At 30.4% G+C, this 16204-nt stretch carries 15 protein-coding genes and 1 pseudogene; 13 read left to right on the top strand and 3 right to left on the bottom strand.

Translation table 11 applies throughout. The features are described 5' to 3' along the window. The first annotated feature begins 162 nt into the window (after positions 1–162). From AJ939_RS08130 to AJ939_RS08085, 10 genes and pseudogenes are all read left to right on the top strand, one after another. Entirely contained in the window at positions 163–654 is a 492-nt protein-coding gene (locus AJ939_RS08130) for a hypothetical protein (RefSeq protein WP_070276591.1), read from the top strand. Further along, positions 654–2378, top strand: coding sequence for a hypothetical protein (locus AJ939_RS08125; protein ID WP_070276589.1), 1725 nt, complete (start codon positions 654–656; stop codon positions 2376–2378). Before AJ939_RS08130 ends, AJ939_RS08125 begins: the two co-directional genes overlap by 1 nt. 116 nt (positions 2379–2494) lie before the next feature. Further along, positions 2495–2644, top strand: a complete 150-nt coding sequence (locus AJ939_RS08120) for a hypothetical protein (RefSeq protein ID WP_002857548.1) — start codon at positions 2495–2497, stop codon at positions 2642–2644. Positions 2645–2649: 5 nt separating this feature from the next. Further along, positions 2650–3351: a tRNA1(Val) (adenine(37)-N6)-methyltransferase gene (locus AJ939_RS08115; RefSeq protein ID WP_070233407.1), complete on the top strand. Its 702-nt coding sequence runs from the start codon at positions 2650–2652 to the stop codon at positions 3349–3351. Further along, positions 3341–3715, top strand: a complete 375-nt coding sequence (locus tag AJ939_RS08110; protein ID WP_002933038.1) for a YkgJ family cysteine cluster protein — start codon at positions 3341–3343, stop codon at positions 3713–3715. Before AJ939_RS08115 ends, AJ939_RS08110 begins: the two co-directional genes overlap by 11 nt. Continuing rightward, complete coding sequence (locus AJ939_RS08105) at positions 3688–4965, top strand: tetratricopeptide repeat protein (RefSeq protein ID WP_002861227.1); 1278 nt, start codon at positions 3688–3690, stop codon at positions 4963–4965. The genes AJ939_RS08110 and AJ939_RS08105 overlap by 28 nt, the downstream gene beginning before the upstream one ends. Further along, on the top strand, positions 4962–5738 hold the full coding sequence (gene trpC / locus AJ939_RS08100; protein WP_044778775.1) for an indole-3-glycerol phosphate synthase TrpC: 777 nt from the start codon (positions 4962–4964) through the stop codon (positions 5736–5738). The genes AJ939_RS08105 and trpC overlap by 4 nt, the downstream gene beginning before the upstream one ends. 9 nt (positions 5739–5747) lie before the next feature. Next, positions 5748–6233: an HIT family protein gene (locus AJ939_RS08095; RefSeq protein ID WP_044778774.1), complete on the top strand. Its 486-nt coding sequence runs from the start codon at positions 5748–5750 to the stop codon at positions 6231–6233. Then, complete coding sequence (mnmH, locus tag AJ939_RS08090; protein WP_002861230.1) at positions 6223–7221, top strand: tRNA 2-selenouridine(34) synthase MnmH; 999 nt, start codon at positions 6223–6225, stop codon at positions 7219–7221. The genes AJ939_RS08095 and mnmH overlap by 11 nt, the downstream gene beginning before the upstream one ends. 337 nt (positions 7222–7558) lie before the next feature. Next, positions 7559–8150 (top strand): annotated as a pseudogene (locus AJ939_RS08085) (hypothetical protein). Positions 8151–8216: 66 nt separating this feature from the next. On the opposite strand, the gene hemH reads toward AJ939_RS08085, so the two are convergent. The 3 genes from hemH to AJ939_RS08070 are packed head-to-tail and all read right to left on the bottom strand — an operon-like array spanning position 8217 to position 11075. Then, a complete protein-coding gene (hemH, locus tag AJ939_RS08080) occupies positions 8217–9134 on the bottom strand; it encodes a ferrochelatase (protein WP_002881223.1) in 918 nt (305 codons plus the stop codon). Continuing rightward, positions 9131–9997, bottom strand: a complete 867-nt coding sequence (locus AJ939_RS08075; protein WP_070276587.1) for a Gfo/Idh/MocA family protein — start codon at positions 9995–9997, stop codon at positions 9131–9133. Before AJ939_RS08075 ends, hemH begins: the two co-directional genes overlap by 4 nt. 4 nt (positions 9998–10001) lie before the next feature. Further along, positions 10002–11075 (bottom strand): DegT/DnrJ/EryC1/StrS family aminotransferase, encoded by a 1074-nt coding sequence (locus AJ939_RS08070; RefSeq protein WP_070233409.1) that lies wholly within the window; start codon positions 11073–11075, stop codon positions 10002–10004. A gap of 114 nt (positions 11076–11189) precedes the next feature. Here AJ939_RS08070 and alaS point away from each other — a divergent pair, with 114 nt between their 5' ends. From alaS to AJ939_RS08055, 3 genes are read left to right on the top strand one after another with little or no spacing between them, the layout of a single operon-like run. After that, positions 11190–13718: an alanine--tRNA ligase gene (gene alaS, locus AJ939_RS08065; protein ID WP_053872519.1), complete on the top strand. Its 2529-nt coding sequence runs from the start codon at positions 11190–11192 to the stop codon at positions 13716–13718. Continuing rightward, entirely contained in the window at positions 13718–14269 is a 552-nt protein-coding gene (maf, locus tag AJ939_RS08060; protein WP_002861240.1) for a septum formation inhibitor Maf, read from the top strand. Before alaS ends, maf begins: the two co-directional genes overlap by 1 nt. Further along, positions 14266–16197, top strand: coding sequence for a penicillin-binding protein 1A (locus AJ939_RS08055; protein ID WP_002861241.1), 1932 nt, complete (start codon positions 14266–14268; stop codon positions 16195–16197). The genes maf and AJ939_RS08055 overlap by 4 nt, the downstream gene beginning before the upstream one ends. Positions 16198–16204: the final 7 nt, after the last annotated feature.

Here is a 16204-nt window from a genome sequence, read left to right as displayed (position 1 = left end):
TAGAAATTCAAAAAGTTAGAATTCCGCAAGAATTACTAATACTAAGCCCCCTTGAAAAGCCAATGGCAAAAAATGAACTTGATATTTTAAACGCTTATTCTATGCTTTTTTACAAATACAAACAGTGCGAAATTCAGATAAACAAAATAAAGGAGCTAAATAATGAGTAATACAAATGTTGATTACAACAAAAGACTTGAAGCATTTAAAGAAATTTATCCGCAAATTTTAGAAATGAGTTTAGCGGAAAAATCTCCATTTGGAGAATTTAAAAAGCTTTTGGAACAATTTGGAAACGATAATGTTATAAGAAATGACCAGCAATTTCAAAGCTTAGCACAAGCGTTGGTAAGTGTTGGACAAACCATAGTAGCTCAAAGTCAAAATACAGCTTTATCCATGATTTTACAAGGCGATGAAAACGAGCTTAACGCTGAAAAAACGTTGCTTTTTAGAGCTCAAACAGAAACAGAAAAAGCAAAACCTGCATTAATAGCTAGACAAATTTCACAGATAGATGATAATTTAAGAATTGAAGCTGCAAAAGTTACACAGAGTGTTCAATTTGGATATTGTACCGGTGGTCTTGATATACCACAAGAAATTATGAAGCTTGTTAAAGAAAAGATAGAAAATATAGAAAAGTCTTCATAATGCTTATAGATGAAAAAAGGCTTATGAGAAATTATACTCTTAAGCCTGCTTATCCATCAAACATAGGAGAATTAGATACACAAGAAGTATATAAACAATGGTTTACCTATGCTATGATAGGGGTAAATAAATATGTTGAGCTTTTACATAAACAACTTGTAAGAAAAGGTAGAAGCCAAATTCAAAATATAAACCATCCGCTATTTAAAAATTCGTATATAGTGAAAAAATATAACATTAAAAGTTCTAGCACTGCACCTTATAATAAGGAAAACTATAATGATTTAGGACTTAACCAATTTTTCGTGGGTCAAGATCCATACAAACCCTATAAAGGAGATCCTAGCAGTAAAAATGGAATATATCATGATATTTGCGAGATAAGAACTAATTATAATTTAGGAAGTATGCAGTATTATTATGGTTTTCCAAACAATTTAACTCTTTTATTTGAAAAAGAAAAAGCTTGGAAATATAATGGAAAAGGATTTTTTTATATTGATGAAAAAATAAATTTCAAAGATATATTAAATAAGGCATTGGAAAATATAAATTATGACATGCTTATAAATGATATAGAAGTGGTTATTTTTTCTCAAACTATTCAAAAAAATAATGAATGGATATATCCTAGTATTGATGATATTAAAATACCAGAAATTAAAGTAGAAAATGTTGAATTTAAACCAACTTTTGGAAAACCTTATAAAAAATTATGCATTGATGTTGAAAAATTTTATAATGATTTTAAAGAATTAAATAAAAATATATTTAGAATCGAAAAAGTAGAAATAACCTATAATATATATGAGAAAGCACAAAAAACTAGAGAGAGTGATCCGAGTAAAATATATTATACTTTAACAAGCAAAAAGATATCTTTTTTTGAAGTATTTAACTCAATAAAAGAAAATTATAAATGCAAATATGCAACTCCTTTATGTTTTTATAATAGTTTTAATTTAGTTTGTTATGAAGAGCCTTATGTTGCTTATTCTTACCTCAATAATCAAAGCTTTGGAAAAAAAGATACAAGTGTTACGCCAAGCGTATATCCGTTATATAGAAAAAGTTCAAATTTACCTTATGGACGTAGAGATAGATGGTTTGCATTATGGGATAGTTTTTATTATCTTTATGTATACGAAAAATCAAGCAAAGGAATTTTAAGCTTTTTGGCACCTATTGTTACTATTATTTTGGCTGTAGCTACTTGGTGGATTGGCGGACAAGGTGCATGGCTAGGAACATTGATAGGGGTTAGCGAAGGTGTAGCTGCGGGTATCACACTAGGAATTAGCTTAGGTTTAGCCGTGGGTTCACTTACTGGAAATAAATTATTTTCAATTCTTAATGCTGTCTGGGGTTTGGTTAATTTTTTAGGTGCTTGGGGTGCTAATAATTGGAATTTAGCTACAGATTTTGCAAAAAATACAGCACAAGTAGCACAAGAAATGACAACTTTTGAATCAACTTTAAATGTTGTTGGAAATTTGCTAAGCGGTGCGAGTAAAATTTATGATGTTGTTCAAAGCATTACAGCAGATACTCCTAAAATGATGAATGAGCAAAGCGATGATTCTGATAATGAAAGAGGAAATGGAAATGAAGCTTTAGAATTAGCAAAAGATGCAATTAATCCAACTTTATGGTATAATTTTGAAACTGCAGATATATTAAATGAAAAAATAGAAAAGAAAGAAAAACCTATTTTTATATTTTAATTTTTGTAGCCATTTTGTAGCCAAATTAAATTTGAAATATTTAAAATTTATATTTTATGGTATTTTATAGTTATTGTTAGGTGTTCGCTGTGGACACCATTTTATGAGGTGTTATTATGATAAAAATTGCTTTTTTTATAACTTTTGTAATTTCTTTTTTGACAGCACAAAGCCCAGTAAATTTTAAAGAAGATAATAATATAACAAAAGAACAAAATATATTTAAAGAACAACCTCCAAAACGCATTAAAATTCCAACGCATTAAAATATATGTCAGATTTGATTACGCTAGCACAATTATCACAAGGGTATCGTTATAATAGTGATTCTTTAATTTTAGCTGATTTTATTTTAAAACAAGGAATTAAAGGCGCTGTTTTTGATGTAGGTGCAGGCTGTGGTATCATAGGTATTTTACTTAAAAAAAATATTGCAAATTTAAGTTTATCTTTGATTGATATTCAAAAAGAAAATATAAAATTGATTGAAAAAAATTTAAAATCCAACCAAATACAAGGCGATATTTTTCATGATGATTTCAATCAATTTCAAAGCATAAAAAAATTTGACTTCATAGTTTGCAATCCTCCATTTTATAGACAAGGAGCTTACAAGAGTGAAGATCAGCATAAAGTTATAAGTAAATTTCAGGAATTTTTACCCTTGCATAGCTTTTTAACTAAAGCAAATTCTATGCTTAAGCCAAATGGTACTTTGTATTTTTGCTATGAAGCTTTAGCTTTAGATGAAATTTGTTTTATTTTAAAAGATATGAAAATAAAAATAACAAAGCTTTGCTTTGTACATACACATCAAAACAAAAAAGCAAGACTTGTTTTGATACAGGTAAAAAAAGGTTCAAAATCGCCTTGTGAGATTTTACCTCCTTTTTTTGTATATGAAAATGAAATTTTAAGCAAACAAATGCAAGAAATTCACTCAAGATTTAGGTTAAAAAGTTATGATATTTGATAAAAATTTTTCTTATGCTTTTGATGAAAATGCTTGTGAGAAATGCGGTGGAAAGTGTTGCACTGGAGAAAGTGGCAATATTTTTGCGAGCAAGGAAGAATTAGAAGCATTAAGAAAGCATTTAAATTTAGAAAGCAAAGAATTTGCTGAAAAATACTTGAGAAAAGTGGGCTTTAAAATGAGTTTTAAGGAAGTCGAATTTGAAGATGGCTTTGCTTGCATTTTTTTTGATACTCAAAAAAGAAATTGCAGTATCTACGATTTTCGTCCAAAACAATGCAGAACTTTTCCATTTTGGGAATATTTTAAAACACATCAAAAGGAATTAGAAAAAGAATGTATAGGTATTTGTTATTTGTCTTAGTAGCCTTTTTTTTGGCAGCTTGTGGAAGTTCAAAAATCAATGTTGTTTATCCTGATTATACAAAATATAAAAGCAATGATTTTGATTTAAGGGTTATGAAGGCTTATAATTATGAGTATTATAAACAATACAAAGAAGCCAGAGATGAATTTTTAAGTCTTTATCAAGATTATAATAATGCTAATTTTTTAGAAAATGCATTTTTACTTACTTTGGCAAACAATCTTGACAAGCAAGCAGAGTTAAATAATCTAGCAAAGCCTTATTTAAATCAAAATGACAATCTTAAGCGACTTAGTGCTCTTTATGCTTTAAATTCAAATGATATCAATAATGCTCAAAAACTTATGAAAGAGCTTTTAACAAAAAAGGATAGTGATCCTAGAAATTTAGAGCTTTACGGAGATATTTTGGTTAAAAAAAATGATTTAAAAAATGCCACAAAGTACTATAGATCTGCTTATAATCAAGTGCAAAACGAAGAAATTTTATTTAAACTCATAGGAATTTATGCGATTTTAAATGATACTTTAAATATTAAAAATGTTTTAGAATTTTCAAGAAAAACCAATGGTTGCACTCTCAAAACTTGCGTCTTGCTTGCTAAAATTTATTTTGATGAAAAAAATATCGAAGCTTTAAAAAGTATATATAAAGAGCTTTATCAACTTACCAAAAATAAAAGTTTTGCATTGGCTTTGGTTGAGCTTTTAAATTCTCAAGGCAAAACAGAAGAAGCTTTAAAAATTTCTTTGAAGTATGATTTAGATGATGATATTAAACTTGCTTTGTATCAGAATTTAAAACGCTTTGATGATGCTAAAAAAATGAGTTTAGCTCTTTATCATAAAACAAAAAATAAAGAATATCTTCTACGAGCGGCAGTTTTTGAATTTGAAGCTGCAAATGAAGCTAAAAAAATCACTCCAAAAGTAATTGATTCTGTAAAAGAAAAATTCGAACAGGCTATCGATAAAGATAGCAATGCTTTGTATTTAAACTACTATGGATATTTGCTTATAGATTATGATTTAGATGTTAAAAAAGGTATAGAGCTTGTGAAACTTGCCTTAGAAAAAGATCCACAGAATTTGTATTATTTAGATTCTTTAGCTTGGGGGTATTATAAACTAGGCAATTGTAAGCAAGCATGGGAAATTTTAAAACAAACATTAGATGATAAAGAATTTGCAAATTCTGATGAGAGTAAAGCTCATATAAAAGCGATAAAGGCGTGTGTAAAACCATGATATTGGATAAAATTTTTGAAAAAACAAAAGAAGATTTAAAAGAACGCAAACTAAAACTTCCTTATGATATGTTAGGGCGTTCTTTAGCTTCAAATCCTTTCTTTCCAAAAGATGTGATTAAAGCTTTAAAAAGAGTAGAAAAAGAAGTTAAAATCATAGCAGAAGTAAAAAAAGCAAGTCCTAGCAAGGGAGTCATTAGAGAAGACTTTGATCCTTTGAGTATCGCTTTAAATTATGAGAAGAACAAAGCTGCGGCGATTTCTGTTTTGACTGAGCCACATTTTTTTAAAGGTTCTTTAGAATACTTAAGTCTTATACGCCGTTATACACAAATTCCTTTACTTAGAAAAGATTTTATCTTTGATGAGTATCAAATTTTAGAAGCTTTGGTTTATGGGGCAGATTTTGTATTGTTAATCACTAAAATGCTAAGCATGAAAGAGCTTAAAAAACTGCTTGAGTTTGCAAGACATTTAGGTCTTGAGGCTTTGGTTGAAATTCATGATAAAGAGGATTTGAGTAAGGCTATTTTTGCTGGAGCGGATATTATCGGTATCAATCATCGTAATTTAGAGGATTTTACTATGGATATGAGTTTGTGCGAAAAACTTATCCCACAAATCCCAAATTCAAAAATCATCATCGCAGAAAGTGGTTTAGAAAATAAAGAATTTTTAGAGCATTTACAAAATTTAGGCGTTGATGCTTTTTTAATCGGCGAATATTTTATGCGTGAGGAAGATGAAGGAAAGGCTTTAAAAGCTTTGCTTTAAGGAGGGAAAATGCAATATTTGTATGCACCATGGCGGAGTGAGTATTTTGAAAAAGAAAAAACTGTTTGTCCATTTTGTGATTGTACTAATAAGATCAAAAGTGATAAAGAATTAGGTGTGATTTTTAGAGCAAAGCATTGTTTTGGAGTGATGAACCGCTATCCTTATTCTGCGGGGCATTTTATGGTGATTCCTTATGTACATGAAGAGCATATAGAAAATTTAAGCGATGAAATTTGGCAAGAAATGAGCCATTTTGTGCGTTTGGGAGTGAAAATTTTAAAAGAGCAAATTCATGCAAATGGGGTCAATATCGGTATGAATTTAAGCAAAGATGCAGGAGCTGGCATAGCTTTTCATTGTCATTATCATCTAGTGCCACGCTGGACAGGAGATACAAATTTTATCACAACCATAGGAGAAACTAGGGTTTGTGGCACTAATATCGAGCAAGTTTATCAAAAACTTGTTTTGGCTTTTAAAAATGCTCAGTGAAGTTGAATTTACAGAATTTCAAAAAGAAAATTTCTCTCTTTTAATCGATGCAAGAAGCCCTAGAGAATTTTTGCATTCTCATTTGATAGGAGCTTTAAATTTTTATGCACTCAATGATGAAGAATATCAAGAAATAGGAACGATTTATAAGAAAAATCAAGCTTTAGCCAAGGCTAGGGGTGCGAGTTATATTTGTCAAAATACCGCTAAACATATATTAGAAATCACTCAAAATTTTCGCATAGGAGAAAAGGTGGGGATTTATTGTTCTCGTGGGGGTTTGCGTTCAAAGTCTATCGCAGTGATTTTAAGTGAGCTTGGTTTTAGAGTGGTGCGTTTAAAAGGTGGCTTTAAAGCTTATAGAACTTTTGTAACGCGTTATTTTGAAAATGAAATAAATTTTGATTTTTTTGCTCTTTGCGGCAATACAGGCTGTGGAAAAACAGAGCTTTTAGAACAACTCCCACAAGCTATAAATTTAGAAAAAATGGCAAATCATTTAGGCTCATCTTTTGGTGATATTTTAGGAAAACAACCTACGCAAAAAGCTTTTGAAGCAGAACTTTTTCACAATATGCAAAATTTAGAAAATTTTGCTTTCATAGAAAGTGAAAGTCGCAAAATAGGGGATATCATCTTACCTTTGAAATTTTATGAAAAAATGCAAAAGGCTTTTAAAATTTATTGTTTTTGTTCTTTGGAAAATCGCGTTAAAAGAATACAAAAAATTTATCAAGAAAAAATGACTCCTTTAAAATTTCAACAATGTGTGCAAAAAATCAGCCCTTATATCAGCTTAAATTTACGCCAAGAATTGCTTCAAAGTTATGAGAAAAAAGAATGGCAAAAGCTTATTGTTATGCTTTTGGAGTATTATGATAAAACTTATAAAAAACCAGACAAGATTGATTTTGAGTTAAATACCGATGATATTTTAAAAGCTCAAGAAGAGCTTTTAGATCATTTTAAAGCGCAATTACTTTTTTAATATTAGATAATTTTATTAAATAATCAAATTTTTTCTTCATCATCTTACAATAATCCTTTTTTATCTTTGTTGTTTTTTAGCTTGGCCCAAATTTGTATTTTAATGCTAGTAAATTTGAATCATAGAGAAGTAAAATATTTTTTAAATCCCTATTTATAGTAATTTAAAATAAAAAAATAAACTTTTATAAAAAAATATATAAAATATTTCTTAAATTTATATTTTTTAAATCATTTTAAATATAATTATCTTGTAATTATATTTTGTAAGAAAGGGTAGGTAAGCGAATGCGGTAAATTCAAGTTTTATTGTATTGTGTACTCTGCTAGTTTTGCTTATGACTCCAGCTTTAGCAATGTTTTATTTGGGTATGGTAAGAAGTAAAAATACATTCAATACCATAATGAATTGCTTTATTGTTTTTAGTGTCATTGCTTTACAATGGGTAGTGCTTGAGTGGCTCATCCATAAAAACTGACTATTTTAGGTGGACTTAGTGGGCTTGTAGTTGCGGTTATGTAGATTTTATGCTTCTCTTGTTATAGGAGCTTTGTCTTTCTGTATTTTGTTGTTTTAGTTTGAGTTTTATTAAATACAAACTCAAATAGGATTGATTCTTTAGATGCTTTTTCTTTACACGGAATCGGAGGTGTTTGAGAGGAATTGCTACAGGGCTTTTTGCAAGTGCTAAAGTAAATCCTAATGTGATTGCCTAAAATGCGCTTGGCGAGATTTTTTATCAGTGGAAGTTTAGAGCTTTTAAAAGAGCAAATTCTTGCTATTATGATTTGTATGTTTTTTCAGCTCTCATAAGCTTTATTATTCTTAAGATTATTTCTTATTTTGTAGACTTAAGAGCGAAAGAAGAAGTAGAACAAAAAGGCTTAGATGTGAGTTTGCGCGGAGAAAAAGCTTATACTTTGGCTTAGTCAGCTAAATTTTTACCAAAAAGTCCTTGTTAATCTTTAAAAAAATGATAGACAAGGGTCTCAAATTCATTCTTGGTTAAGATCAGATAAATATTTTAAAATAAATTCCATAAATTCATCACTATCATTAGGACAACTTATTAAATCATAATCACATTTTGCTAAATGTTTATACTCCATACCTAGTTCAAAAATCGTTTCAGAACAATCTATACAAAAAGAAATAGGATAAATTAAAGCTTTATCGTTTAAATTTGCCAAAATATCGCTTGTATTTGGTTCAAGCCATTTTACAGGGCCTAGTTTGGACTGATAAGCTAAAATAAATTCATCAAAATGATCTTTTAATTTTTCTTTTAAAATTTCTACATGATTATTTACATGCTTTTCGTATAAATCACCCTTATCAATAATACTTTGTGGTAAAGAATGCGCTGAAAAAATCAAAATTTTGGCATCAAATTTATTTTTTTTAGCCAAAATGTGCGAAATTATCATCTCATTATAAAGTTCATTTTTGTAAAAAATATCTATAGTTTTTACTTTTGCTTGAATTTTTTGCTTTGAAATTTCATTTTGCAGAACTTCTAAAGATGAAGTTACTGTGGTGCAAGAATGGTGTGGATAAAGTGGAAAAAGAATGATTTCATCACTTTCATTTAAAGTGTATTTTTGCAAAATTTCTGTGGCAAAAGGAGGCACATAAAGATTTACAAAATCAAATTTAAATTCATCTTGTTTTAAATTAAGCTTGTCACACAGGCTTTGAGTAAGTTCGTTTAAAGGGGATTTTCCGCCCATTTTTTTATAGTTTTCTTGCATGGCTTTAACGCGAGCCTTTGTTATGATCCATGCTACAAATTTTCTTAAAAATCGATTTTTGATTCCTAAAATATAAGGATCATTAAACATATTTTTTAAAAAAACTTCACAATCTTGTAAATTCGTAGCTCCGCCCATATTTAAAAATAAAACTAATTTCACGCAAACCTTTCTAAAATTTCTTGAACTTTGTAAGCATCGCTCGTTCTGGCTAGATGATTGGGTTGATTATCGATAAGTTTTAACAAAGCTTCGTGTTCTGAAAAAAGTGGACTTTGTTGAGTAAGTTCTATAAAATTTCCATCTTTTAATAAAGAAAAATCATTTAAATTGGCTTCATAAAAATGATTTTTAGTAATAAGATGAATTTTTCTTAGTTTTTGTGTGCTATTCCAACTTTGATGTATGCTAGCAATACATTTTTCAAGCCCACATAGAATAATGCTTTCACTTTCTCTTGTTTGATCTTGAGTGTATTTTTTAAGCAAATTGGTTTTTGTTATTTCTTGCTTGCTTAAAAAACAAAGCAAATCAAGATCATGTACAGCCAAATCTTGCAAAATCCCTACATCGCTGATTCTTTGCGGGTAGGGTGAAAATCTTTGTATGTTAATGCTGATAATTTCTTCATTTTCAAGCTCTTTTTTTAGGGCTAAAACTGCAGGATTAAATCTTTCGCAAAAACCTACGCCTACTTTTATGCTGTATTCTTTAGCTAAATTTGAAATTTCGTCTATTTCTTTTAAATTTAGAGCTAAAGGCTTTTCGATTAAAACGCATTTGCATTGTTTAAAAACTTTTTTTGCTATTGCTAAATGTGAATTTGTAGGTGTTGCTATGATGATAATATCATTATTTTGATTTAAAAATTTATTCAAATCATCATAAAAAATATCATCAAAAATATTTAGATTTGGATTTTTGCAAAGATCAAAAAGTGCATTAAGCTTAAAATGAGAATTTTTGCTAAGTTCATTTAAGTGGTTTTGCCCCATTTTTCCAAGGCCTATGATACCTATTTTCATGGAGTTAATCTTTAAAAATATAAATAACTTGTTCTTGTTCTTCTTCGCTTAAAAAAGGTGAAAAAGGCAAAGATAAGATGTGTTTGCTTGCATATTCTGAATTTTTAAGTTCTAAATTTGAAAACTTACTAAAGCAAGGTTGTTTATGCAAAGGGGTTGGATAGTGTATAGCATAAGGTATATTAGCTTTTTCAAATTTTTGCAATACGCTAGCTCTATCTTCAACTAAAACGCTGTATTGTGCATAAGCGCTAAAAGCATTTGGATCAATTTGCGGAATTTGGCAGTTTTTTAAATTTGCATTATAAGTTTGTGCTAATTTTTGTCTTTTGTCTAATTCTTTTTCTAGGTATTTTAACTTAACATTTAAAATCGCCGCTTGTAAAGTATCAAGGCGTCCATTTATACCTATAAATTCATGTTTATAACGCTGAGTTTGTCCGTGATTGAGTAAAATTCTTATTTTTTTAGCAACTTCATCATCATGGCAAAAAATAGCCCCACCATCGCCATAAGCTCCCAAAGGTTTTGAGGGAAAAAAGCTTGTGCATGAAATTTTAGCTATAGAGCAGGATTTTTCTCCTTTGAAACTTGCGCCAAAACTTTGTGCACCATCTTCGATCAAAGTGATATTTTTATCTTTTAAAATTTCTTCTAAAGCCCTTAAATCACTCATTTGTCCAAACATACTCACTGCTATAACAGCTTTAGTTTTTGGGGTTATTGCTTTTTGCACTGCTTCAAAATCAAGATTGTAATTTGATAGATTTATATCTACAAAAACAGGTTTTGCACCTGTTAAGGCCACAACTTCAGCTGTTGCTATGAAAGTAAAACTAGGCACTATAACTTCATCATCTTTGCCAATATCTAAAGCTCTTAAGGCAAGATATAAAGCACTGGTTCCACTTGAGCAACCTATAGCGTGTTTAACACCTAAAAAATGAGATAAATTTTGCTCAAATTCGTTAAGCTTTACACCGCCTATGAAAGAAGAGCTTGATAAAACGCTTTCAATTTCAGTATTGATTTCATCTTTGTATGCGAGATATTGGGCTTGAAGATTGATAAAATTCATAAAAAACCTTAGAGAAATAAAATTAAATAAAAATGTTTATTGTATTTTAGTTTTACTTAATTTAAAGTAATTTTGGTATGATATGTTTTTATAAAAATTTCTTTAGGAAAATTCATGGATATTAGAAAAGCTTATTTGGATTTTTTTGCATCAAAAGGACATGAGATAACCCCGTCAAGTCCTTTAGTTCCTGATGATGCAACTTTACTTTTTACTAATGCGGGTATGGTGCCTTTTAAAAGTATATTTACAGGAGAATTTCCACGCCCAAACCCTCCACGCAAAACAAGCTGTCAAACTTGTATAAGAGCGGGTGGAAAACACAATGACTTAGATAATGTAGGATATACCGCACGCCATCATACTTTTTTTGAAATGCTTGGAAATTTTAGCTTTGGAGATTATTTTAAAGAACAAGCCATAGCTTATGCTTGGGAATTTGTAACTGAAGTTTTAAAACTACCTAAAGATAGACTTTATGTAACCGTGCATGAAAACGATGATGAAGCTTTTAATCTATGGCAAAAACACATTCAAAAAGAAAGAATTTACAAATTTGGTGATAAAGATAATTTCTGGCAAATGGGCGATACTGGTCCTTGTGGTCCTTGTAGTGAGATTTTTTATGACCAAGGACAAGAGCATTTTAACTCAAGCGAAGATTATATGGGTGGAGATGGAGATAGATTTTTAGAAATCTGGAATCTTGTTTTTATGCAATACGAAAGAAGCGCTGATGGAGTGCTTAGCTCACTGCCAAAGCCAAGTATTGATACAGGAATGGGGCTTGAAAGGGTAACAGCGATTAAAGAAGGTAAATTTAGTAATTTTGATAGCTCGCTTTTTATGCCAATCATCAATGAAATTTCAAAACTTTGTAATAAAACTTATGTTTATGAAAGTGGAGCAAGTTTTAGAGTAATAGCCGATCATATAAGATCAAGTGTATTTTTACTTGCGCAAGGGGTAAGTTTTGACAAAGAAGGCAGAGGCTATGTTTTGCGTCGTATTTTGCGTCGTGCTTTAAGGCATGGATATTTGCTAGGTTTTAAACAAGCTTTTATGTATAAACTAGTTGATGTTGTATGCGATTTAATGGGTGGACATTATACCTATCTTAATGAGAAAAAAGACTTTATAAAAGAACAAATTCGCCTTGAAGAAGAAAGATTTTTAAGCACTATAGACAATGGGATTGAAATTTTTAATGAAGAGCTTAAAAACACCAAAGAAATTTTTAGCGGAGAAGTAGCCTTTAAGCTTTATGATACTTATGGTTTTCCGCTTGATTTAACGGCTGATATGCTAAGGGAAAAAAACCTCAAAGTTGATGAAGAAAAATTTGAACTTTTAATGAATGAGCAAAAAGCACGCGCTAAGGCTTCTTGGAAAGGAAGTGGAGATAAAACTGCAAGCGGAGATTTTAAAAACTTGCTTGAAAAATTTGGAGAAAATCATTTCATAGGTTATGAAAAAGCAGAATGCGAAAGTAAAATTTTAGCCCTTTTAGATGAAGATTTTAAAGAAGTTTCTACCCTTAAAGATACGGGTTGGGTGATGCTTGAAAACACACCTTTTTATGCGACAAGTGGGGGGCAAAGTGCTGATAGTGGGTTTATAGCTAAGTGTGAAGTTTTAGATACGCAAAAGTTTTTTAATCTCAATCTTAGCTTTGTAAAAGCAGGTGAAGAACTAAAAGTTGGCGATACGGTTCATGCAAAAATCGATACAGAAAAAAGAGAGCAAATCGCACGCCACCACTCAGCTACTCATCTTTTGCACCATGCTTTAAGAGAAATTTTAGGTTCTCATGTAAGCCAAGCAGGATCTTTGGTTGAAAGCAATAAACTAAGATTTGATTTTACTCATCATAAAGCTTTAAGCAAAGAAGAGCTAGAAAGCATTGAAAAAAGAGTGAATGAAATGATTATAAACTCAAGTGAAGCTATCTTAGAAAATATGCCTTTAGAAGAAGCTAAAAAAAGCGGTGCCATAGCATTGTTTAATGAAAAATATCAAGGCAATGTGCGTGTTTTAACTCTAGGTGAAAGCAAGGAACTTTGCGGAGGAACTCATGTTAAAAATACTGCTCAAATAGGAAGTTTTTACATAGTTAAAGAAAGTGGTGTGAGTGCTGGAGTTAGACGCATTGAAGCTGTGGTTTCTAAAGCGGCTTTAGAATTTGTAAAAAATCAACTTGAAGAACTTTCTAAAGCAAAAAATGAGCTTAAAAATAATGATATTTTAAGCGGGATTAAGAAACTTAAAAATGAAATTTTAAGTTTAAAAAATGAGCTTAAAAACTCAAGTAAAACCGAGCTTGATTCTAAAAATATCCAAGGTGTTGAAATTTGCGTAAAGCGTATAGATAATGGCGATATTAAAGCTATGATTGATGATTTTAAAAACAAATTTGCTAAAGTGGTGATTTTACTTATCCAAGTAAAAGATGAAAAAATCACTTTAGCAGCTGGTGTTAAAGATGCGCCTTTAAAAGCAGGAGCTTTAGTTAAAGAAGCGGCGCAAATTTTAGGTGGAAATGGTGGCGGAAGAGATGATTTTGCTACTGCAGGTGGAAAAGATTTAAACAAAATTGATGAAGCTTTAAAACAAAGCTTAGAAACGATAGAAAAAGCACTTTAATGTTAATTCTTGCTTCAAGTTCCATTTCAAGGGCTAACTTGCTTAAAACCGCAAAGATTGATTTTAGGCAAGTTAGTTTTGATTATGATGAAAATTTAAATAAAAATATTTCACCTTTTTTATATGTTCAAAAAATAGTTCTTGAAAAAGAAAAACAATTTTTAAGTGCTTTAGGCAAAGATTTTCAAAACCAAAATTTGCTTTTTGCAGATAGTATAGTTTGTATAGATGAAAAAATTCTTACCAAAGCAAAGGATAAAAAAGAAGCCTATGAAATGCTTGCCTTGCAAAATGGCAAGTATGCAAGTATTTTATCGGCTTTTTTGCTTGTAAAACCTGAAAAAAGAGTTTTTTCTCTTTCAAAAACTACGCTTTATTTTAAAAATTTTGATGAAAATGCTTTAAGAGATTATGTAGAAAATGATCTTTATAAAGGCAAGGCGGGTTGCATTATGTGTGAGGGTTTTCATCAAAATTTCATCACCCAACAAGTAGGAAATCTAAGCACTGCTTTAGGGCTTGATATCCAAACTTTAAAGGCTTATTTATGAAAATATTAAAATATATTTTTTCATTTTTTACTCTTTTGTTTATAGCTGGATTTATTTATGTGGCTTATCTTTTCACAAGTGCTGATACTGAGGGTTATACTTTTAAAGAATACAAACCCCCTCTTACAACACAAATTTACGATAGAAATGGCAAGCTTGTGGCTAATATTTTTGAACAGCATCGTTTTTACGCTCCTTATGAAGAGCTTCCTTCACGCCTTATAGAAGCTTTGGTTGCTATAGAAGATACAAGCTTTTTTGAACATAATGGAGTTAATATCGATGCCATTTTTAGAGCTGCTGTAAAAATCATAAAAAGCGGTGGAAAAACCATGGAAGGAGCTTCCACTCTTACCCAGCAATTTATTAAAAACACGGAATTAACCCCAGAAAGAACTATTACGCGTAAAATTCGCGAAGCTTTGCTTGCTTATAAAATGGAAACCATTTTAACTAAAGAGCAAATTTTAGAAAGGTATTTAAATTTTATCTTTTTTGGACATGGGTATTATGGAGTAAAAACCGCAGCTTTGGGGTATTTTCATAAAAATTTAAATGAATTAAGCCTTAAAGAGATTGCTATGCTAGTGGGTATGCCAAAAGCACCTAGCAGTTATGATCCTACAAAGCATTTAGATCTTTCCATCTCAAGAGCTAATAATGTTATTTCAAGAATGTATAATCTAGGCTGGATTTCAAAAACAGATTATGATACAGCCATCAAAGAAATTCCGCAAGTTTATGATGATACGCTTACTCAAAATGCTGCTCCTTATGTCGTAGATGAAGTGATTAAACAATTAAGTCCTAGCATTAAAGACTTAAAAACAGGTGGATATAAAATCATTTTAAATATAGACCTAGATGTTCAAAATATGGCGCAAAATGCTTTGAAATTTGGTTATGATGAGATAGTAAAACGCGATAAAGATGCAAATTTAAGCACTTTAAACGGAGCTATGGTTGTGGTAAATCATCAAAGTGGCGATGTTTTAGCTTTGGTAGGTGGGGTTGATTATGAAAAAAGTAATTATAACCGTGCTACTCAAAGTATGCGTCAACCTGGAAGCTCTTTTAAACCTTTTGTGTATCAAGTGGCGATTAATTTAGGATATTCGCCTATGAGTGAAATTGCTGATATTTCTAGAATTTTTGAAGGTGGAGCGGGTAATAATGAGGATTGGAAACCTAAAAATGAAGGGGGTAAATTTTTAGGTTTAATTACCTTAAAAGAAGCTTTAACAAGATCAAGAAATTTAGCTACCATTAATCTCGCACTTGATATGGGGCTTGATGTTCTTTACTCTAAACTAATGGAATTTGGATTTAAAGATATACCGCCTAATTTATCAATCGTATTGGGAAGTTTTGGTATTTCTCCTTTGGAGTATTCGAAATTTTATACCATGTTTGGGAACTATGGTATAATTAAAGATCCTCAAATTATCAGACAAGTTCAGGATAAAACCGGTAAAACCATCATGGAATTTAACTCAAATGAGCGTAAAGTCAGCAATGAAGCGCAAAGTTTTCTGGTTTTAGATATGATGAGAAATGTTGTTGAAAAAGGCACAGGACGTAATGCAAGAGTAAAAGATATAGAAATAGCAGGAAAAACAGGAACAACGAATAAAAGTGTTGATGCTTGGTTTTGTGGACTTACGCCTGAAATAGAAGCAATCATTTGGTATGGAAATGATAATAACAAGCCTATGCGTTATACAGAAGGTGGGGCTAGAACAGCTGCTCCTGTGTTTAGAGAATTTTTAACTCAATATATAGAAAAATTCCCTGATACAACTAGAAAATTTAGCATTCCTAATGGGGTTTATCGTGGAAATTATAAAGGAGAAAGTGCTTATTATACCACCAAATCACCATTACCAAAAGCAAATATGAAATTTAATGAAAGCGAGATTATATTTTGAAAGTAGA

The organism is Campylobacter sp. BCW_6889 (genome assembly GCF_001762535.1).
GTDB classification, from domain to species: Bacteria; Campylobacterota; Campylobacteria; order Campylobacterales; family Campylobacteraceae; genus Campylobacter_D; species Campylobacter_D jejuni.
This window is presented reverse-complemented; position numbering and strand designations above follow the sequence as displayed.

Excerpts from the sequence above, each read along its gene's own strand:
- AJ939_RS08130 (WP_070276591.1), top strand. The coding sequence starts at position 163 with ATGAGTAATACAAATGTTGATTACAACAAAAGACTTGAAGCATTTAAA.
- AJ939_RS08125 (WP_070276589.1), top strand. The coding sequence starts at position 654 with ATGCTTATAGATGAAAAAAGGCTTATGAGAAATTATACTCTTAAGCCT.
- AJ939_RS08120 (WP_002857548.1), top strand. The coding sequence starts at position 2,495 with ATGATAAAAATTGCTTTTTTTATAACTTTTGTAATTTCTTTTTTGACA.
- AJ939_RS08115 (WP_070233407.1), top strand. The coding sequence starts at position 2,650 with ATGTCAGATTTGATTACGCTAGCACAATTATCACAAGGGTATCGTTAT.
- AJ939_RS08110 (WP_002933038.1), top strand. The coding sequence starts at position 3,341 with ATGATATTTGATAAAAATTTTTCTTATGCTTTTGATGAAAATGCTTGT.
- AJ939_RS08105 (WP_002861227.1), top strand. The coding sequence starts at position 3,688 with ATGTATAGGTATTTGTTATTTGTCTTAGTAGCCTTTTTTTTGGCAGCT.
- trpC (WP_044778775.1), top strand. The coding sequence starts at position 4,962 with ATGATATTGGATAAAATTTTTGAAAAAACAAAAGAAGATTTAAAAGAA.
- AJ939_RS08095 (WP_044778774.1), top strand. The coding sequence starts at position 5,748 with ATGCAATATTTGTATGCACCATGGCGGAGTGAGTATTTTGAAAAAGAA.
- mnmH (WP_002861230.1), top strand. The coding sequence starts at position 6,223 with ATGCTCAGTGAAGTTGAATTTACAGAATTTCAAAAAGAAAATTTCTCT.
- AJ939_RS08075 (WP_070276587.1), bottom strand. The coding sequence starts at position 9,997 with ATGAAAATAGGTATCATAGGCCTTGGAAAAATGGGGCAAAACCACTTA.
- AJ939_RS08070 (WP_070233409.1), bottom strand. The coding sequence starts at position 11,075 with ATGAATTTTATCAATCTTCAAGCCCAATATCTCGCATACAAAGATGAA.
- alaS (WP_053872519.1), top strand. The coding sequence starts at position 11,190 with ATGGATATTAGAAAAGCTTATTTGGATTTTTTTGCATCAAAAGGACAT.
- maf (WP_002861240.1), top strand. The coding sequence starts at position 13,718 with ATGTTAATTCTTGCTTCAAGTTCCATTTCAAGGGCTAACTTGCTTAAA.
- AJ939_RS08055 (WP_002861241.1), top strand. The coding sequence starts at position 14,266 with ATGAAAATATTAAAATATATTTTTTCATTTTTTACTCTTTTGTTTATA.